An 18339-nucleotide genomic window follows, 5' to 3' on the forward strand; every position below is an offset into this window, starting at 1 on the left:
CCTTGCGTCGCGAAAGGGCCGCAACGCGGCCCCGGCACTTCATGCGGCGAAGCTGAAATCCTGGGGCTGCTGTGCAGCCCTTTCGCGACGCAAGGCCGCTCCCACAAACACCGCGCAGATCAGCTGAGTCATTCAGTGAATCACCCAGCTCATCACCCACAGCCCCAGCACCAGCCAGATAATCCCGAGGATGATCGAGGCGCGCATGAACGCGCGGATTGCCGAGTACAGCAGCATCAGGCCGATGATCAGGGCCAGGATGCTGACCAGCGAGGTATCCATGCCCAGCGTGCGCGCCAGGCCGTCAATGAAATTGCCACCGGCATTGGCCAGCAGGTTGAACAGCCCGCTCAATGCGTCGACGATGACGCGGATCAACGACCCCAGTGCCTGGCCCAGCCACTCGAAAAAACCTTCTACATGCATAGTTGCTTCCTGATGAACGAATTGGCGAGGTTGCCGTTCCCAAGCCTTTGGCCATTACCTGGCCAGGTCGGTTCCCGATGCCAAGCTTAGCGCGTGCGGGCAGGCTGTTGCGCGCCACGCTGTTTGGCCTGTTGGTGTTGTGCGGCCTGTTGTGGCTGGCTGACCGCCTTTGGCCGCTGCCGTTGCCGGGCGACGATCTGGCCCGGGTAGTGCTGGCCGAAGACGGCACGCCCTTGTGGCGGTTTGCCGATGCCGAGGGGGTGTGGCGCTACCCGGTCAGCCCCGACCAGGTATCGCCGTTGTACCTGCAGGCCTTGCTGACTTACGAAGACCGCTGGTTCTACCGTCACCCTGGGGTCAACCCGTTGGCCTTGGCACGTGCGGCCTGGCTGAACCTGCGGGGTGGGCGTGTGGTGTCGGGTGGCAGTACGCTGTCGATGCAGGTGGCACGGCTGCTTGATCCGCATGACCGTACCCTGGCCGGCAAACTGCGCCAGCTGTGGCGTACGCTGCAACTGGAGTGGCACCTGTCCAAGCGCGAGATCCTGCAGATTTACCTGGACCGCGCGCCTTTCGGCGGCACCTTGCAGGGTGTGGCCGCAGCCAGCTGGGCGTACCTGGGCAAGTCACCCATGCACTTGACCCCGGCCGAGGCGGCGCTGCTGGCGGTGCTGCCCCAGGCACCCAGCCGGCTGCGCCCGGATCGCCACCCCGAGCGTGCCCAGCGTGCCCGGGACAAGGTGCTGCAGCGCCTGGCCGAATACCAGGTGTGGCCTGCGCAGCAAATCCGCGAGGCAGCCGAAGAGCCGCTGGTGCTGGCGCCACGCCAGGAGCCAGCCCTGGCACCCTTGCTCGCCCGGCGCCTGAACAGCGCCGACAGCCCGCCGCTGATCCGCACCACGCTCGATGCAGCGTTACAGCGGCGCCTGGAAGACTTGCTGCTGGGCTGGCGCGCGCGGCTGCCGGAGCGCACCTCTGCCGCCATCCTGGTGGTCGAGGCGCAGACCATGGCGGTGCGTGCCTACCTGGGTTCGATCGAGCTGGCCGACGAGCGCCGTTTCGGGCACGTCGACATGGTGCGCTCGCTACGCTCGCCCGGTTCCACGCTCAAACCGTTTCTTTACGGTATGGCGCTGGACGATGGCCTGATCCATTCCGAATCGTTGTTGCAGGATGTGCCACGCCGTTATGGCGACTATCGCCCCGGCAACTTCTCGATGGGCTTTAGCGGGCCCGTGTCGGCCAGCTCGGCGCTGGCCCTGTCACTCAACTTGCCGGCAGTGCAATTGCTGGAGGCCTATGGCCCGAAACGCTTTGCCGCGCAGCTGCGCATGGCGGGCATGCCACTGGCATTGCCGCCCTTGGCCGAGCCTAACCTGTCGCTGATCCTGGGCGGTGCGGGCAGCCGCCTGGAGGACCTGGTGGGTGGCTACGCGGCGCTGGCGCGGGGTGGCAACAGTGCACGGGTGCGCTTGCAGCCACAGGAGCCACTGGTGGAACGCCGGCTGCTGTCCCCGGGGGCGGCGTGGATCATCCGGCGCATCCTCAGTGGCCAGGCGCGCCCCGACCGCGACCCGCATGCCGAGCTGGTACAGCGCCCGCAACTGGCCTGGAAAACGGGCACCAGCTATGGCTTTCGCGATGCCTGGTCGATTGGCGTGGGCCCGCGCTATCTGATCGGCGTATGGATCGGCCGCCCCGATGGCACGCCGGTACCCGGCCAGTTCGGCCTGGCGTCGGCGGCGCCGTTGATGCTGCAGGTGCATGACCTGCTGAGCAACCGCGACAGCCAGCGCGGCATCAGCACACCGGTGGAGCGGGTGCCGGCGAATGTCGGTGTGTCGGCGATCTGCTGGCCGCTGGGCCAGCCGATGAGCAAACAGGACCCCAACTGCCGGCGTCAGCGTTTTGCCTGGACCCTGGACGGCACCACGCCCCCGACGCTGCAAGCCGCCGACCAGCCGCTTGGCCTGGGCTTGCGTGAAAGCGTGTGGGTCAACGAACAGGGGTTGCGCGTCGATGGCGGCTGCCCAGGCGCCAAGGCTCGCGACATCGCCTTGTGGCCGGCCCCGCTGGAACCTTGGTTGCCCCGCGTCGAGCGGCGCGCGGCGCGGCTGCCGGCCATCGACCCGACCTGCCCACCGCAGGTGCCGGCCAGCGCGCCGCCGCTGTCGATCGTCGGCGTGCGCCCGGGTGACAACCTGCGCCAACCGGCTACCAGCAGCGAGCCGTTGCAACTGCATGTGTCGGCCTTGGGCGGTGGCGGCCGACGCTGGTGGTTCCTCAATGGTCAGCCACTGGGCGAGACCCAGGGGCAGGACAGCCTGCTGGTGCGCTTGCCGCAGGCCGGGCAGGCCGAGCTCAGTGCGCTGGATGAAAGCGGCGAGACGGCGAGGGTGGCGTTCCAGGTCAGCGAGTAGGCGTTCGACGGCAGCCGGGCCAGCACCTACGCTTGCAAATGACGGGTGTGACCGGCTGGTGCCCCGCAACCCGTGGGAACGTGGAGCGCCCTATGCGTCCTCTGGCCGTGCCCTTGTTGTTGCTGCCTTGGGCGCTTGCGGCCCAAGCCGGGTCGTTGCCGGGTTTTCTCGACAGCCATGAGTACGAACGGCGCCTGCCCGACACTGATCTGCCGGTGGACACCTACTGGCCCGTCAGCCCCAACCTGCGATTGCCTGGGCCCAGTGCCGATAGCCTGGCCTGGGCGCCTGCGGATACGCGCGTGATGCTGCACAAGGTGCGTTTCGAAGGCGGTACGGTGTTCCCCCTGAGCGACTTGCGCGAGCACTACCAGCCGCTGATCGGGCACCTCATCACGCTTGGTGAGTTGCAGCAGTACACCGAGCGCCTGACCGAGCGCTATCGGCAGGAGGGGTACCTGCTTTCCTACGCCTACCTGCCCCCTCAGGACTTGGCCGATGGCCGGGTCAATGTCGTGTTGGTCGAAGGTTACATTCGGGACTATCACGTGGCCGGCGATATCGGCCCGGCCAGTGACTATTTGCAGCAGCTGCTGGCGCGGCTGAAAGCCGAGCGCCCGCTGACCCAGGAAACGCTGGAGCGCTACCTGGGGCTCGCCGAACGCCTGCCAGGTGTCTCCATAGAGGCTGAGCTGGCCGTGGCGCAAACCGCTGACGGTGCAGCCCGCCTGAACGTGCAGGCGCGGCGCAAGGCGTTCAACGCCGCCGTTATCGTGACCGACACCAGTCGCGACGATCCGCAGGCGCTGCTGACGGCAAGCAGCAATGCCCAGACCCGCTTGGCCGAACAGTTCAAGGCCAGCCTGTTGCTGCCGCCGGGGGATGACCAGGTCCATTACCAGCGGCTGGACTACAGCCAGTACCTTGACGCTGCCGGTAGCCAACTGCTGCTGTCGGCTTCGCGCTACCGCAGTGATCCGGGCACGCGTATTCGCCTGGACGATGGCCGTGACATTACCCGCAAGCGCGACAGTGAACGCTATGCGGTGGGCCTGCGCCAGCCAGTGATTGTCAGGGCGGATGAATGGATGGCTGTGCAGGGGCACTTGTATGCGGTCAGTGAGCACGTCGAAGACGCACTGGGTGGGCAGCCTTCGGTACGGGACTACGACACCGGTGTGCGCGCGGTTTCCTTTGAGGGTGACTGGCGCACAGTGGACGGCAGGCGGCTGCGTATTGTCAGTGCCGGGGTCTATCAGGGGCTGGATTACCTGGGCGCGCGCAGCGACGCCGGCTACGACATGGACTTTCTGCGGCTCAGGTTGTCGGGGCTGCAAAGTGACCCGCTGTCGCCGCGTTGGCAGGGCGTAGTGTCGGGGGCGTTGTACTGGAGTGACGACCGGCTGCCCGACAGCGAACGGGCTGGCTTTGGTGGGCAGCATTTCGGCCGTGGCTACCCGCGTGACCAGGCAGAGGGCGACAAGGGTTGGGGCGTATCTTACGAGCTGAACTACAGCCTGCGAGATCACGGGCTGGGGTTGGTTCAGCCCTATGCGGCAGTGGATATGGCGCAGGCCTGGCATAACCGGGGCGCGGTGGAGGATGCGCACTTGGCTTCGGCGGCACTTGGCGCACGGTTGGGGGATGGACGCTACTTCAACGTTGCGCTGGAGGTGGCGAAGCCTTTGGCGGATGTGGCGTTGGACAGCCTGGACCGCGGCCCCCGGCTGACCCTGAGTTTGGCTTTTCAAATGTAGGGGGGCGCTTTGCGCCCCTTTCGCGACACAAGGCCGCTCCCACAGGTCCACCGCTATCCTGAGGGCTGCGCCGTACCTGTGGGAGCGGCCTTGTGTCGCGATGGGCTGCAAAGCAGCCCCGGCAATCTCCAAGCAAACCCCTCAATGGGTAGTAAACCTCAGATGTACCGGCGATGAGCTGGGTGTCAGCGCCAATGCCAGCTGGGTACGGTTGTGCATGTGGGTCAGGCGCAAGACCTGCGACACATACAGCTTGACGGTGTTTTCGGTAATGCCCAGTTCGCAGGCGATCTGGTAATTGGTCTTGCCCTTGCTTACCAGGCGCGCCACCTCCAGCTGGCGTGGTGACAGTTTCTCGAACGCTGCTGGCAGCTCACTTTCGCTTTCTTCAGCATCAGTGGCACGCCGGTGCGTCCCTTGACCACGGGCTTTTTCCAGGTCCTGATACAGCTCGTCTACCGACTCGGCCAGCTCCTGCAAACGCTGGTTCAATCCCCCAAGGTCACGGAGGTTGCGCTGGCGCTCCAGCAAGGCCTCTTCCTGCCGGCGTACGCCTTCCAGCAGTTCATCAAGGTCCATCGGTTTCTGGTAGTAGTCGGCAAAGCCTTCGCGTAGCGCCCGGATCACGTCCTGTTTATCGGCACGACCCGTCAACATGATGGCCTCGAACATGCGCTGGCTGCCGTTGAGCTCCTTCAAGGCGCGCACCAGCTCGATGCCATCGCGATCCGGCATGTGCAGGTCACAGATGAGCAGGCCTATAGCCGGGTCTGACACATAGTGCTCGATGGCTTCGTCGGTTGAGTGGGCTGCTACGCAGACATAGCCCTTGGTTTCGAGGAATTCACTCAGCTGTTCGACAATGACCGGTTGGTCATCAACCACCAATACCTTCACTTCACTCACTGGTCTGGACACAATCAACTCCCTGTTCTTATACGGCCCTGCTCCCGTGCCAGACACGCTGGCAGTTTAAAAATAGTCGCACTTTGCGTTTATGTACAAGTTATGTACAAGGCATGGGACCACGGGAGGGATCATTGGATCCACACAGCCGTTAGAAGAAAACCTGCTAACACATAGGGTACAAATGCCTGTTTGTCGCCCATTTCTTCGGTCAGGGCCTGTAATCGCTTTTTCACCTTAGGGTTGAGCAGCGTCCACAGGCGCCGACGGGTGAGCAGCCAGACCAGCACGCTGACACCGGCACCGATGAAGGTACCGAGCACGTATTGCGGGCTGGTGGCCAGCGCCAGGGCGCCCATCAGCTTGACGTCGTCGGCACCGAACCGGCCGAGCATGTAGCCGGGCAAGGTCAGCAGCATGACGATGGCCAGCGCCCAGCCGGCATCGCTGGGCTCGGCACCGATCCAGCTGTGGCCGGTGGCGAACAGCCAGACCAGGGCGCCGGCAGCCACGCCCAGGGTCAGCAGGTTGGATATCTGGCGTTGACGCACATCCTGTTCGGAGCACAAGGCAAGCCACAGCAGGAGAACAATGCTTTGCATTGGCAGGTCGCCTTTCCCAAATGTTGAACACATCTACCCGGTCAGTCAGGTTTCCTTATGTGAAGATAGACAAGAACCTGCGCACGAGTGGCGTTGGAAAGGCAAAAAAGGCGGGGTCAAAATGGATTTTGTCGCTCATGACACCGTTCCGGTGGGTGCTACTGCCTTGTTCGACATTCAAAAGCTGGCGCGGTCACAGTGGGAGCGGGCGCGCCCGCGAAAACGGGCGAAGCCCGTGCCATGCACCGAAGTGTCTGCTTCGCGGGCATGCCCGCTCCCACAGGCGTTGCGGTGCATGCTAAAGCCGCGTTTGAATGTTACTTCTTGCTACCCGGCGGGTAGTTGGCCAGCACCTTGCTCACAGTGTTTTGAATGGCGCTGTTGCGTTCTTCCGGGCTTGGCGGGTAGTTGTTCATGATTTGCTCGGCACTGCCCCGCCACACCAGCTTGCCGTCACGCCCGTCGAACATGTCGACCTGAATGGTGGCGACCTTGTAGTCGACACTGCGGGTTTCGTTGTACATCGGGCCGCCCCAGTAGCCGCCCCAGTAGCCCCCCCAGCCACCGCCGTAGTTGGTGGTGATCTGTTGCTGGCGCTGCTCCACGATCAGGTATGTGCGTACGGTCAGGTCAGGCCGTGCTCCCCCTTGTACCGGGCGCAGGCCGCGCTGGTCGAGCTGGCCAGCCACCGCCTGGCGGATGCGCTGTTCGGTGAGGTCGCTTTTTATGCGTGGGTCGTCCGGGCGGTACTGCAGGCCCGGCTCCTGCCATGCCCAGCTGCGGTAGGCGGCAAAATCGCGGCTGGCATCGAAGTCCTGCTGGACATTATTGCTGGAGCAGGCGGCAAGCAATAACGCGAATGACAGTAGAAGGAGACGGCGCAACATGATGGTTCTCCGTTAGCGATTAACTGGGAGGATAGCCGCTGAGCGCCTTGTGCACAGAATCGCGCAAGGCGCTTTCGCGTTCACGGGGCGAGTCCTTGTCGCTGCTGCTTTCGGCACTGGCGCTCCACACCGGCTGGCCGCTGCGGGCGTCGTACAGGTCGATGCGCACCACCATCACCTCAACCTCATAGGTGCGCACGATGGGCACGCTGGCATAGCCGCCGTAGCCATGGCGATAGCCGCCATAGCCGACACCACCGTAGGGGTAGGGGCCGTAGTAGGGGTCGTAGGTGTCGTAGTCACGCACCTGGCGCAAGCGTTTTTCCAGGCGCATGTTGGCGCTGACCAGCAAATCGCCGGAGGCCCCTCGGGCAGGGCGCAGGCCATGCTGGTCGAGTGCGCCACTGACGGCATCGGCCAGTTGCGCCGGGTCGGCATTGGCCGGGCCGCTGGGCAGCTGGCCGTTGCGCCAGCTCCAGCTGCGGTAGTGCCCGTAATCCCGGGCGGGCGCCGGGTAGGCGCTGGCGTCGAAGGTGGTCGCCGCCTGGGCGGGGGCGGGGGGCAACGGGCGGCTGCTGGCCACATAGGGGTTGCTGCCCTGGCAGGCAGCCAAGGCAAGCGGCAGCAGGGCCAGGCACAGCAGACGGTACGGCATGTATCCTCCCGGCGGGCGGGTCAACGGGGGCGGCAGACCCAGTGCAGGTAACGGCCAAGCCCGGCGAAGCCGGGGTGGCGGCGGTAAGCCAGTTCCATTTCCAGCAGGTCGAGCAGCTCGGCCTTGCCCTGGAAGTCTTTGGGCATGTAATCGTGGAACACCCGCACGCCGCTCTCACTTTCAACCTGCCACATAGAATCAAGTTGCGCCTTGAGCTCGCGTGGATCAAGGGGTTTTTGCGGGGTCAGGCTCTGCTTTTCACCTTCCAGCCGGTTGCTGCGCAATTTGCGGAAATGGCCCTTGAGCAGGTTGCGATAAACCAGCGCGTCGCGGTTGTAGAAGGCCAGTGACAGCCACCCCGAAGGGGCCGTGAGCTGGTGCAGCACGGGCAGGATGCTTTCGGGCTCTGCCAGCCATTCGAGCACAGCATGGCACAGCACCAGGTCGTAGGGCTCGGTCAGTTGGCCGAGCAGGTCTTGCCAAGGGGCCTGGATGAACGTGGCGGTTTGGCCGGCCTCGGCAAAGCGCGCCCGGGCGCTGTCGAGCATAGGGGCGGCGGGTTCGGCCAGGGTCAGGTGGTGGCCGCGCTGGGCAAGCCACAAGGCCATGTGGCCCAGCCCTGCGCCGATATCGAGGATGCGCAGCGGGCGATCGGGCAGCGCCTCGGCCAGGTCGGCCTGCAGCACGGCCAGACGAATCGCGCCCTTGGCGCCGCCGTAGATCTTCTCGGCAAAGCGGGTGGCCAGCTCATCGAAGTGACGGTCGTTCATCGGGCGAAGCGCCTCTCGCTGTCGGCCAGCTTGGCCCGCACCACCTGGTCCATGTCCAGGCCCAGCTCGCTGCACAGCAGCAACAGGTAGAGCACAACATCACCGACCTCCTGGCCGGCGTGGGCGAGTTTGTCGGCAGGCAGCTGGCGCGATTGGTCTTCGCTCAGCCACTGGAAGATTTCCACCAGCTCGGCCATTTCGACGCTGGCCGCCATGGCCAGGTTCTTTGGGCTGTGGAAGCCGCGCCAGTCATTCTCGTCGCGGATCTTGTGCAGGCGTTGGGTGAGTTCTTGCAGGTTCATCGGGGGTCTCCTAATGCTGCATAGCTTCGGCCCAGGCCCGATGCAAAGCAAGCGCAGACCGCTTCTACAGGGGAGCCCAGCGCCCGACCATATGCAGCACCCCGGCATGCCCATCCAGCCGCAACGCCCCCACAGGCCCTGCCTCACTGGCACTGAGCACCACCTCCGAAGGCAGCCTCACCGGTTTGCGAAAATCCACTTCAAAGGCATAGCCGCTGTGCGGCAGGTGCCCGCGCAGTGCCGCCAGGGCCATGGCCTTGCTCCACATGCCATGGGCAATGGCCGTAGGAAAGCCGAACAGTCGCGCACTGGCGGCACTGAGGTGGATAGGGTTGTAGTCACCGCACACCTTGGCATAACGCCGGCCTATGTCACTGTCGGCGTACCAGCGGGTGGCCTCGGGCAATGGCTCAGGTTCAACGTCGGCAGGCTCGCCTGCTTCGCCCTCCAGCTTCAAGCCGCGCACCAGCATGCGGCTGGTCTCGCGCCAGAGCAGGCCAATGCCGTCGTTTGCCTCGGTAACCAGGTCGAAGGTGCCGCCCTTGGCATGTGCCTGCAGGTTGTGTGCATACACGGCAAAGCGCAGCCCTTCGATACCACCAAGCGGGCGCAGCACCTCTATGCGGTTGTGCAGATGCACCAGGCCGAGCAGCGGGAAAGGGAAGCCTGGGGCGGTCATCAACTGCAGTTGGAGCGTGAATGCCATGATATGGGGATACGTGCCCGGCAAGCGGCCATCGTCGGTAAAGTGGCAAAGCCGTCGATAAGCTGCCAGGTTGCCCGGCTGAACCGGAATGAAACAGCGCAGGCCATCGTCCGGCAAGCGGTCACCGCTGATGCCGCGCTTGCTGGCTGCACGCAGGTACAGGCTGGCGCGGGTAGCCGGGCTTTGCAGGTCGTGCCAGCTTGTGCTCATGTTCACGCCCCCATCAAGGCTTGGCCGCATACGCGCAGCACTTGGCCGTTGACCGCCCCGGAGCCTGGCTGGCTAAGCCAGGCAATGGCCTCGGCGACGTCCTGCGCCCGCCCGCCCTGGCCCAGCGAGCTCAAGCGCCGCCCGGCCTCGCGCAGGCCCATGGGCATGGCCGCAGTCATGTGGGTTTCGATGAAACCGGGGGCGACCGCGTTGATGCTGCCGCCGTGCGCGGCTAGCAGTGGCGCCCAGGCTTGGGCCAGGCCGATCAGCCCGGCCTTGCTCGCGGCATAGTTGGCCTGCCCACGGTTGCCAGCGATGCCACTGACCGAGGCCAGCAGGGTGATGCGCGCGTTTTCCCCCAGTGCGCCGTTGTCGTACAGCGCCTGGGTCAGTATTTGCGGTGCCTTGAGGTTGACGGCCATGACCGCGTCCCAGTATTCCGGGGTCATGTTGGCCAATGTCTTGTCGCGGGTGATGCCGGCGTTGTGCACCACGATGTCAATGCCGTCCGGCAGGGCCGCGAGCAGTTGCGTTGCCGCATCGCTGGCGCAGATGTCCAGTGGCAACGCCTTGCCACCGAGGCGTGCTGCGAGGGCGTCGAGGTCCTGGCTGGCCTGCGGCACATCGAGCAGCAGCACATCGGCGCCGTCCCGCGCCAGGGTTTCGGCAATGGCCGCGCCGATGCCGCGCGCTGCACCCGTGACCAGGGCGCGACGGCCACCCAGCGGGCGGGTCCAGTCGCCTACCTGGCGGGTACAGGCTTCCAGGCGCAGTACCTGGCCTGAAACAAAGGCACTCTTGGGCGAGAGGAAGAAGCGCAAGGCGCCTTCCAGCTGGTCTTCGGCACCGGGCCCGACATACAGCAGCTGGGCGGTCGCACCGTTGAGCAGTTCCTTGGCCAGCGAGCGGCTGAAGCCTTCGAGGGCCCGTTGGGCCACGCTGGCCAACGGGTTGGCGAGGCTTTCCGGAGCGCGCCCCAGCACCACGATATGGGCGGATGGGGCCAGGCTGCGTAGCAGTGGCTGGAAAAACTCGCGCAACTGCTTCAGCGCATCGCTGTCGGACAGATGACTGGCATCGAACACCACGGCTTTGATTTTCGGCCCCAGGCCGGCTACCCAGGGTTCGGCCTGCAGGTGCTCGGCGTTAAAGCTGTAAAGCGCGTCGGTCAGGCGCGGGGCAATGGCTTCGACCTGGCCTGCCAACGGCCCGCCACCCAGTACCAGGGCCCCTTCAACCGGGCGCAGGCGGCCGGCCTGCCAGCGCTCCAGCGGCGCCGGGCGTGGCAGGCCAAGGGCATCCACGAGGCGGCGGCCGAGGTTGGAGTTGGCAAAACCGAGGTAGCGATCGCTCATGACTGGGTCTCCGCAAAGGCAAGCATGAAAGTGTGGACCAACTTTGTGGCAAGGTCGTTCGAATGCGGTAAAAACACCTAGGCTGTACGGATCAAATTGTTACAGGAGGAACATGTACATGCGTTCACCTCGCCGGGTCGCGATCCTGGGCGGCAATCGAATTCCCTTTGCCCGCTCCAATGGCATCTATGCCACCGCCAGCAACCAGGCAATGCTCACCGTCGCCCTCGAAGGGCTGATCGAGCGTTATCGCCTGCATGGGCTGCGGCTGGGGGAGGTGGTGGCTGGCGCGGTGCTCAAGCATTCCCGTGACATGAACCTGACCCGGGAATGTGTGCTGGGTTCGCGCCTGTCGCCGCAGACCCCGGCCTATGACATCCAGCAAGCCTGCGGCACCGGGCTTGAGGCTGCGCTGCTGGTGGCCAACAAGATTGCCCTGGGGCAGATCGACTGCGGTATTGCCGGCGGCGTAGACAGCACCTCCGATGCACCGATTGCCGTCAACGAAGGCCTGCGCCACATCCTGCTGCAGGCCAATCGTGGCAAAAGCCTGGGCGAGCGACTCAAGCCTTTCCTCAAGCTGCGGCCTCACCATCTGAAACCCGAGTTACCACGCAATGGCGAACCGCGCACAGGGTTATCCATGGGCGAGCATTGCGAGCGCATGGCGCAGGCCTGGCGCATTGGCCGTGCAGAGCAGGACGAGCTTGCATTGCTCAGCCACCAGAAGCTGGCCGCCGCATATGCCGAGGGTTGGCAGGATGACTTGCTGACGCCGTTTCTGTCGCTGACACGGGACAACAACTTGCGTCCCGACTTGACCCTTGAACAGTTGGCCAGGCTCAAGCCCGCCTTCGATCGCAGTGGCCAAGGCACGCTGACGGCGGGTAATTCCACGCCGCTGACCGACGGCGCCTCGGTGGTGTTGCTGGGCACGGAGCAATGGGCTGCGCAGCAAGGGCTTGAGGTGTTGGCTTACCTGGTCGATGGTGAAACTGCGGCAGTGGATTTTGTCACGGGTCGAGAAGGGCTGTTGATGGCGCCGGTGTATGCCGTGCCACGCTTGCTGGCGCGTAATGGCCTGACCCTGCAGGACTTCGATTACTACGAGATCCATGAAGCCTTTGCCGCCCAGGTGCTGTGCACGCTCAAGGCCTGGGAGGATGCCGACTACTGCCGCGAGCGGTTGGGGCTGGATGCGCCGCTTGGGGCGATTGACCGCAGCAAGCTCAACGTCAAGGGCAGCTCGCTGGCGGCTGGGCACCCGTTCGCCGCGACCGGTGGGCGGATATTGGCCAACCTGGCCAAGGTGCTGGCGACGGCGGGGAAGGGGCGCGGGCTGATTTCGATTTGTGCGGCAGGTGGGCAGGGGGTGACTGTTATCGTAGAGCGGTGAGTACCAGAGAAATTGCATTGACCGCTTCGCGGGCAAGCCCGCGAAGAAGGCAGCGCAGGTGCCACAGTCATATCCCCGAGCTGTTAGGCTTGTCTGCTCAGAACGATAAGAAACCGCCATGCCGATCATCGGACGCCCCCGCGCTCTCCCGGCGCTGGACCACTTGCCCAGGCCTCTTTACGCCCGTGCCGAAAGCCTCGGCGCCGGCTCCTGGACCACCCGCCACCAGCACGACTGGGTACAGTTTTCCTACGCCATCAGCGGCGTACTCGGCGTGTACACGCGCGACGGCAGCTACTTTGCGCCGCCCCAGTGGGGGGTGTGGATCCCTGCCGATGCCGAGCACGAGGTGGTCACCTCGATGCAGGCGGAGATGCGCAGCCTGTATGTGCGCCGCGATGCCTGCCCATGGGCACCGGAGCAATGCCGGGTGCTGGAGGTGACACCACTGGCGCGCGAGCTGATCAAGCAGTTCTGCCTGTTCCCGGCTGACTACCCGGAGGGCGATAGCGCCGAGGCGCGTCTGGTGGCAGTGCTGCTGGACCAGCTGCGTACCTTGCCGGAAGTCGGGTTTTCGCTGCCGTTGCCACGCCACCCGGGCTTGCTGGCGCTGTGCAATGGCTTGATCGCCGCACCGGACCAATCGCAGACCTTGCAGCAATGGGCGCGGGAGCTGGCGTGTTCGGAGAAGACGCTGATGCGGCTTTTCCAGCGGGAGACGGGGTTGAGCTTTCGCAACTGGCGGCAGCGCATGCGGCTGTTGTCGTCGCTGGCGTTGCTGGAGGCGGGGGAGAATGTGACCGAGGCGGCGTTGGGGTGTGGGTATGACTCCACCTCGGCTTACATTGCGGCGTTCAAGCAGCTGTTTGGGGCTACCCCTGGCGAGTTGAAACTCTAGGCATGGTCTGCCTGTACCGGCCCTCTCGCCGGCAAGCCAGCTGCCACTGGGATTGCAAAGCCCCTGAGGGCAGCGGGGTCCAGTGGGCGCTGGCTTGCCGGCGACAGGGCCGGTACAGGCAATGCATCAATCAGGTGCGGAACCTGCGCACCAGCGAGTCCAGTTCATTGGACAGCCCAGCCAGGCTCTCGGAGTCCTGTCGCGCCGCCTGGGCCAGTTCGGCCACCAGTTGCGCATCCCCGTGGATCTGGCTGATGTGCCGGTTGATGTCTTCGGCCACCTGGTGTTGTTCCTCGGCCGCCGTGGCGATCTGCGTGTTCATGTCACGAATCACATCCACCGACTCACGGATTTGCCCGAAGCTGTCGCGGGCCAGGCCGATACGGCTCACCGACTGCTGCGACACTTCCAGGCTGGCATGCATCTGCTCGGCCACTTCGGCCGTGCGGCTGGCCAGGTTACCCAACAGGCCGTCGATTTCGGCAGTGGAGTCGGCAGTGCGCTTGGCCAGGGCCCGCACTTCGTCGGCCACCACGGCAAAGCCACGGCCCTGTTCACCGGCACGGGCGGCTTCGATGGCAGCATTGAGGGCCAGCAGGTTGGTCTGTTCGGCAATCGAGCGGATGGTACCGAGGATCGACTGGATGGCGTTGCTGTCACGCTCCAGTTGCTGGATCGACTGCGCAGATTGTTCGATTTCCTGGCTCAGGCGGTCGACGCTTTGCACCGCGGCATCGATCTGCTGCTGGCCTTCGCGGGCTTGCTGCTGACCGCTGTCGGCCGACTGCGCCGCCTGGCTGCAGGAGCGCGCCACTTCGTTGGCGGTGGCGACCATTTCGTGAAAGGCGGTTGACACCATGTCCACGGCTTCGCGCTGGCGGCCTGCGGCTTCGGCCATGTCGCTGGAAACACGGGTGGAGCTGCTGGAGGTGCTGAGGATCTTGCCGGCAGCAGCGCCGATGTGCTGGATCAGGCTGCGAATGGCGCCGAGGAACTGGTTGAACCAGCTGGCCAGTTGCGCGGTTTCGTCGCGGCCACGGATTTCCAGGTTGCGGGTCAGGTCGCCTTCACCTTGGGCAATGTCTTCCAGGCCATTGGTGACGCTGTTGATCGGGCGCACGATCAGTTTGGCGAAAGCCGCACCGACCACGGCGAACAGCACGGCCAGCACCAAGGCGATGACGCCGATCAGCCAGGTCAGCCGGGTGGTGTTCTGCATCACTTCGCTTTGTTCGATCAGGCCGATGAAGGTCCAGCCCAGTTGTTCGTCGGGGTAGACGTTAGCCATGTAGCGCACGCCATTGAGCTCGACCTCCACCAGGCCTTTGCCGGCCTTGGCCAGTGCGGCATAACCGTCGCCGAAGCTGGCCAGCTGCTTGAAATTGTGAGCGGCGTCGCGAGGGTCGACCATGACGTTGCCGTTGCTTTCAACCAGCATCAGGTAGCCGCTTTCACCCAGCTTGATCTGTTTGACGATCTCGGTCAGGCCCTTGAGCGATACGTCGATGTTGACCACGCCGCCGGGGTTGCCCAGCTGGTTCGCCACGGCCCGCACGGTGCTGACCAGCACCGCGTCGTCGGCGGCCCAGTAGTAGGCACCGGTACGCACGGTCTTGCCCGGGTTGGCCATGGCCAATTGGTACCAGGGGCGGGTGCGTGGGTCGTAATTGACGAACTTTTGCCCGGCTGGCCAGCCGGTGTAGCCGCCATCGTTCACCCCGTAAGAGAGGTAGGCATAGGAGGGGTGTGCGTTGGCCAGACGGGTCATGAAATCAAGGAGCTTGCCGGCTTGCTCGCCCAGTTCGTAGGACGGGGCGGCGCTCATGTACTTGTTCAGCTCGCTGCCGGTGGCAGCGACCATTGGCTGGGAAGCCATGTACTCGACGTTCTGGTTGATGCCCTGGAAGAAGATGTTCATCGCGTTGCTGACCTGGCGGATTTCCCGGCTGCTACCGTCGAGGAATCCGTCGCGGGCTTCGCCACGCAGGTTGAGGACCACCAGCGTGGCCACGAGGACAATGGGCAAGCCGGCGATGACCGCGAATGCCCAGGTCAATTTCTGTTTGATGCTCATCGACGCTCCCGGAATTTTTATTGTCGACCCACGAGGCAGGTAGCCAATACATCGGCAGCATCCCGGTTTTATGAAGCAAAACCCCCGTATTTATTGGATAAAGTCGCAGTTGGTGACTATTCGGTCGTGTTTGGACACTTTTGGCATACCAAACGCGGGTGAACGATCAGCGACAGCAGCTTTCAGCAGCTCCATTGGCCAAGTCTTTGAGGATAGGGCAGTCCGGGCGGTCGTCCCCCTGGCAATGCGAAACCAGCTCGCCGAGGGTGTCGCGCAGGCTCACCAGTTCTTCGATGCGCCGGTTCAGCTCATTAATGTGCTGCATGGCCAGCGCTTTCACATCGGCGCTGGCACGTTGGCGGTCTTGCCACAGGGTCAGCAGCTTGCCGACCTCTTCCAGGGAAAAGCCCAAGTCGCGTGACCGCTTGATGAAGGCCAGGCTGTGCAAGTCTTCTGCCTGGTACAGGCGGTAGCCGCTGTCGCTGCGCGTGGCAGGCTTGAGCAGGCCGATGGATTCGTAATAACGGATCATCTTGGTGCTAAGCCCGCTGCGGCGGGCGGCCTGGCCGATGTTCATGGCGCCTCCTCGGTGGTGCTGGTGGGTTTCCATGCCTTGAGCCACAGCGCGTTGCTGACCACGCTGACGCTGGACAAGGCCATGGCGGCGCCGGCCAGTACCGGGTTGAGGTAACCCAGCGCCGCCAGCGGGATGCCGACCAGGTTATAGATGAACGCCCAGAACAGGTTCTGGCGGATCTTGGCGTAGGTCTTGCGGCTGATTTCCAGGGCTGCAGGCACCAGGCGCGGGTCACCTCGCATCAGGGTGATGCCGGCGGCCTGCATGGCCACGTCGGTACCGCCACCCATGGCAATGCCGATATCGGCGGCGGCCAGGGCCGGGGCGTCGTTGATGCCATCGCCGACCATGGCGACCACGCCATTTTGCTTGAGCGCAGCCACGGTGGCGGCCTTGTCTGCGGGCAGCACTTCGGCATGGACATCATCGATGCCCAGGGCGTCAGCCACCACGTTGGCGCTGCCGCGGTTGTCGCCGGTCAGCAGGTGGCTGCTGATGTGCTGTGCGCGCAGGGTGTCGATAGCCTGCGCGGCGCCGAGCTTGAGGCTGTCACCAAAGGCGAACAGGCCCAGCACACGAGGTTGAGTGCCGCGTTCAATCAACCACGACAGGGTGCGCCCTTCTGCTTCCCAGGCCTGGGCCTTGGCGGCCAGGTCACCGGGCTGCAGAGCGCTTTCGTCGAGCAGGCGGCGGTTGCCCAGGGCGAGCTCGCGGTTCTCTACACGCCCGGCGATGCCGCGACCGGTCAGCGATTGGCTGCCGGTAACAATTGGCACCTCCAACCCCTGATCGGCGCAGGCATCCAGCACCGCCTTGGCCAGTGGGTGCTCGCTGCCGCGCTGCAGGGCACCGGCCAGACGGTGCAGGTCGGCACTGCTGCCTACTTGCGCCTGGCTGTGGACCACCCGTGGGCTGCCGGAGGTAAGCGTGCCGGTCTTGTCGAAGACCACGCAGTTGACCGCATGGGCACGCTCCAGGGCTTCGGCGTCCTTGATCAGGATGCCATGGCGGGCGGCAACCCCGGTGCCGGCCATGATTGCTGCAGGCGTGGCCAGGCCAAGGGCGCAGGGGCAGGCGATGACCAGCACCGCTACGGCGTTGATCAGCGCGGTTTCCAGCGGTGCGCCGGCCAGCCACCAGCCGATCAGGGTGATCAGTGCCAGCACCAGCACAGCCGGGACGAACACTTGGCTGACCCGGTCGACCAGCTTCTGGATCGGCGCCTTGGCGGCCTGGGCGTCTTCGACCAGGCGGATGATACGGGCCAGCACGGTTTCGGTGCCCAGCGCCTGGGTGCGCACCAGCAACCGGCCTTCGCCATTGATGGCACCACCGGTGACACTGTCGCCGGGTTGCTTGGGCACCGGCAGGCTCTCGCCGCTGATCAGGGCTTCATCGGCATGGCTGCTGCCGTCCTCGACCACACCATCGACCGGGAACCGCTCGCCGGGCTTGACCAGTACCAGGTCGCCCAGGCGCAGCTGGGCGATGGCCACATCTTGCTCCTGGCCGTCGACGATACGCACGGCGCGTTCCGGTCGCAGCGCTTCAAGAGCGCGGATGGCACTCGCGGTCTGGCGTTTGGCACGGCTCTCCAGGTACTTGCCCAGCAGCACCAGGGCAATCACCACGGCCGAGGCCTCAAAGTACAGGTGTGGGACCATGCCGGCAGGCGCCTGCGCCCACTGGTACAGGCTCAAGCCGTAGCCTGCGCTGGTGCCCAGGGCCACCAGCAGGTCCATGTTGCCGGCACCGGCGCGCACGGCCTTCCAGGCCGCTACGTAGAAGCGTGCGCCGAGTATGAACTGCACGGGTGTGGCCAGCAGGAACTGCGCCCACGCGGGCAACATCCAGTGCAGGCCGAACGGCTGCACCAGCATTGGCAGTACCAGTGGCAGGGCCAACAGCAAGGCGGCGCCGACCGCCAGGCGCTCATTGCGCAATTTGCGCTGGGCAGCGTTTTGTTCGTCTTTGACCGTTTGCGGCAGGCTGGCGCTATAGCCGGCCTTTTGCACCGCGTCGATCAGCAGGTTATCGTCGAGGGCCTCGAGCACCTTGAGGTGCGCGCGTTCGCTGGCGAGGTTGACGCTGACCTGCTCGACCCCGGGCAGCTTGCCCAGGGCGCGCTCCACGCGGCCGACGCAGCTGGCGCAGGTCATGCCGCCAATTTGCAATTCGACAGTACGGCTGGGCACGCTGTAGCCGGCTTCGCGCACGGCGTCGACCAGCGCGGGCAGGCTGTTGGCCGGGGCCTGGACCCGGGCCTGTTCGGTGGCGAGGTTGACGCTGACCTGTTCAGCGCCGGTGACCTTGCGCAGGGCGCGCTCGACCCGGCCGGCACAGCTGGCGCAGGTCATGCCGGCGATCGGCAGGTCATACGTGGTGGATGCGGGCATGG

Annotated in this window: 16 protein-coding genes and 1 pseudogene; 4 read left to right on the plus strand and 13 right to left on the minus strand. The window is 64.9% G+C overall.

All coding sequences use genetic code 11. The features are described from left to right. Window positions 1–132: 132 nt before the first annotated feature. Window positions 133–426, minus strand: coding sequence for a hypothetical protein (locus ACK1VC_RS23000; protein ID WP_016484746.1), 294 nt, complete (start codon window positions 424–426; stop codon window positions 133–135). A 77-nt stretch (window positions 427–503) separates the two neighbouring features. On the opposite strand from ACK1VC_RS23000, the gene pbpC reads away from it, so the two are divergent. Beyond that, complete coding sequence (gene pbpC / locus ACK1VC_RS23005; protein WP_191087235.1) at window positions 504–2846, plus strand: peptidoglycan glycosyltransferase PbpC; 2343 nt, start codon at window positions 504–506, stop codon at window positions 2844–2846. Between the two features lie 92 nt (window positions 2847–2938). Further along, entirely contained in the window at window positions 2939–4603 is a 1665-nt protein-coding gene (locus ACK1VC_RS23010) for a ShlB/FhaC/HecB family hemolysin secretion/activation protein (protein ID WP_060519224.1), read from the plus strand. Between the two features lie 141 nt (window positions 4604–4744). Here the strand turns inward: ACK1VC_RS23010 and ACK1VC_RS23015 are convergent, their stop codons facing one another. The 8 genes from ACK1VC_RS23015 to ACK1VC_RS23050 form a co-directional block, all read right to left on the minus strand. Then, on the minus strand, window positions 4745–5521 hold the full coding sequence (locus tag ACK1VC_RS23015) for a response regulator transcription factor (RefSeq protein ID WP_031312056.1): 777 nt from the start codon (window positions 5519–5521) through the stop codon (window positions 4745–4747). A gap of 119 nt (window positions 5522–5640) precedes the next feature. Then, window positions 5641–6111 carry an A24 family peptidase gene (locus ACK1VC_RS23020; protein WP_016484750.1) on the minus strand — a complete coding sequence of 157 codons (471 nt, stop codon included), beginning with the start codon at window positions 6109–6111 and terminating at the stop codon, window positions 5641–5643. Window positions 6112–6428: 317 nt separating this feature from the next. After that, the gene (locus ACK1VC_RS23025; protein ID WP_023048318.1) at window positions 6429–6998 is read right to left on the minus strand and encodes a DUF4136 domain-containing protein; all 570 of its coding nucleotides are present in this window, start codon (window positions 6996–6998) and stop codon (window positions 6429–6431) included. Between the two features lie 19 nt (window positions 6999–7017). Continuing rightward, window positions 7018–7653, minus strand: a complete 636-nt coding sequence (locus tag ACK1VC_RS23030) for a DUF4136 domain-containing protein (RefSeq protein WP_060519223.1) — start codon at window positions 7651–7653, stop codon at window positions 7018–7020. Between the two features lie 20 nt (window positions 7654–7673). After that, window positions 7674–8423, minus strand: coding sequence for a methyltransferase (locus tag ACK1VC_RS23035; protein WP_145913399.1), 750 nt, complete (start codon window positions 8421–8423; stop codon window positions 7674–7676). Beyond that, entirely contained in the window at window positions 8420–8725 is a 306-nt protein-coding gene (locus ACK1VC_RS23040; protein WP_016484754.1) for a MazG-like family protein, read from the minus strand. Before ACK1VC_RS23040 ends, ACK1VC_RS23035 begins: the two co-directional genes overlap by 4 nt. Window positions 8726–8789: 64 nt before the next feature. Continuing rightward, window positions 8790–9641, minus strand: coding sequence for a MaoC family dehydratase (locus ACK1VC_RS23045; protein ID WP_095117007.1), 852 nt, complete (start codon window positions 9639–9641; stop codon window positions 8790–8792). A gap of 2 nt (window positions 9642–9643) precedes the next feature. Beyond that, entirely contained in the window at window positions 9644–10996 is a 1353-nt protein-coding gene (locus ACK1VC_RS23050; protein WP_102667917.1) for a 3-oxoacyl-ACP reductase, read from the minus strand. Between the two features lie 118 nt (window positions 10997–11114). Here ACK1VC_RS23050 and ACK1VC_RS23055 point away from each other — a divergent pair, with 118 nt between their 5' ends. Both ACK1VC_RS23055 and ACK1VC_RS23060 read left to right on the plus strand, forming a co-directional pair. Continuing rightward, window positions 11115–12392: an acetyl-CoA C-acetyltransferase gene (locus ACK1VC_RS23055; protein ID WP_070086866.1), complete on the plus strand. Its 1278-nt coding sequence runs from the start codon at window positions 11115–11117 to the stop codon at window positions 12390–12392. Window positions 12393–12510: 118 nt separating this feature from the next. Then, window positions 12511–13290: an AraC family transcriptional regulator gene (locus ACK1VC_RS23060; RefSeq protein ID WP_016484758.1), complete on the plus strand. Its 780-nt coding sequence runs from the start codon at window positions 12511–12513 to the stop codon at window positions 13288–13290. A 130-nt stretch (window positions 13291–13420) separates the two neighbouring features. Here the strand turns inward: ACK1VC_RS23060 and ACK1VC_RS23065 are convergent, their stop codons facing one another. From ACK1VC_RS23065 to ACK1VC_RS23080, 4 genes and pseudogenes are all read right to left on the minus strand, one after another. After that, entirely contained in the window at window positions 13421–14188 is a 768-nt protein-coding gene (locus ACK1VC_RS23065; RefSeq protein ID WP_371855233.1) for a methyl-accepting chemotaxis protein, read from the minus strand. 90 nt (window positions 14189–14278) lie between these two features. Further along, window positions 14279–15364, minus strand: a pseudogene (locus ACK1VC_RS23070) (cache domain-containing sensor histidine kinase); the annotation flags it as partial. A gap of 166 nt (window positions 15365–15530) precedes the next feature. After that, window positions 15531–15941, minus strand: coding sequence for a Cu(I)-responsive transcriptional regulator (gene cueR / locus ACK1VC_RS23075; protein ID WP_016484760.1), 411 nt, complete (start codon window positions 15939–15941; stop codon window positions 15531–15533). After that, window positions 15938–18337, minus strand: a complete 2400-nt coding sequence (locus ACK1VC_RS23080) for a heavy metal translocating P-type ATPase (RefSeq protein ID WP_191087236.1) — start codon at window positions 18335–18337, stop codon at window positions 15938–15940. The genes cueR and ACK1VC_RS23080 overlap by 4 nt, the downstream gene beginning before the upstream one ends. Window positions 18338–18339: the final 2 nt, after the last annotated feature.

The sequence above is a fragment of the Pseudomonas sp. XP2 genome (genome assembly GCF_053557975.1).

Excerpts from the sequence above, each read along its gene's own strand:
- ACK1VC_RS23000 (WP_016484746.1), bottom strand. The coding sequence starts at position 426 with ATGCATGTAGAAGGTTTTTTCGAGTGGCTGGGCCAGGCACTGGGGTCG.
- pbpC (WP_191087235.1), top strand. The coding sequence starts at position 504 with ATGCCAAGCTTAGCGCGTGCGGGCAGGCTGTTGCGCGCCACGCTGTTT.
- ACK1VC_RS23010 (WP_060519224.1), top strand. The coding sequence starts at position 2,939 with ATGCGTCCTCTGGCCGTGCCCTTGTTGTTGCTGCCTTGGGCGCTTGCG.
- ACK1VC_RS23020 (WP_016484750.1), bottom strand. The coding sequence starts at position 6,111 with ATGCAAAGCATTGTTCTCCTGCTGTGGCTTGCCTTGTGCTCCGAACAG.
- ACK1VC_RS23025 (WP_023048318.1), bottom strand. The coding sequence starts at position 6,998 with ATGTTGCGCCGTCTCCTTCTACTGTCATTCGCGTTATTGCTTGCCGCC.
- ACK1VC_RS23030 (WP_060519223.1), bottom strand. The coding sequence starts at position 7,653 with ATGCCGTACCGTCTGCTGTGCCTGGCCCTGCTGCCGCTTGCCTTGGCT.
- ACK1VC_RS23035 (WP_145913399.1), bottom strand. The coding sequence starts at position 8,423 with ATGAACGACCGTCACTTCGATGAGCTGGCCACCCGCTTTGCCGAGAAG.
- ACK1VC_RS23040 (WP_016484754.1), bottom strand. The coding sequence starts at position 8,725 with ATGAACCTGCAAGAACTCACCCAACGCCTGCACAAGATCCGCGACGAG.
- ACK1VC_RS23045 (WP_095117007.1), bottom strand. The coding sequence starts at position 9,641 with ATGAGCACAAGCTGGCACGACCTGCAAAGCCCGGCTACCCGCGCCAGC.
- ACK1VC_RS23050 (WP_102667917.1), bottom strand. The coding sequence starts at position 10,996 with ATGAGCGATCGCTACCTCGGTTTTGCCAACTCCAACCTCGGCCGCCGC.
- ACK1VC_RS23055 (WP_070086866.1), top strand. The coding sequence starts at position 11,115 with ATGCGTTCACCTCGCCGGGTCGCGATCCTGGGCGGCAATCGAATTCCC.
- ACK1VC_RS23060 (WP_016484758.1), top strand. The coding sequence starts at position 12,511 with ATGCCGATCATCGGACGCCCCCGCGCTCTCCCGGCGCTGGACCACTTG.
- ACK1VC_RS23065 (WP_371855233.1), bottom strand. The coding sequence starts at position 14,188 with ATGGCCGAAGCCGCAGGCCGCCAGCGCGAAGCCGTGGACATGGTGTCA.
- cueR (WP_016484760.1), bottom strand. The coding sequence starts at position 15,941 with ATGAACATCGGCCAGGCCGCCCGCCGCAGCGGGCTTAGCACCAAGATG.
- ACK1VC_RS23080 (WP_191087236.1), bottom strand. The coding sequence starts at position 18,337 with ATGCCCGCATCCACCACGTATGACCTGCCGATCGCCGGCATGACCTGC.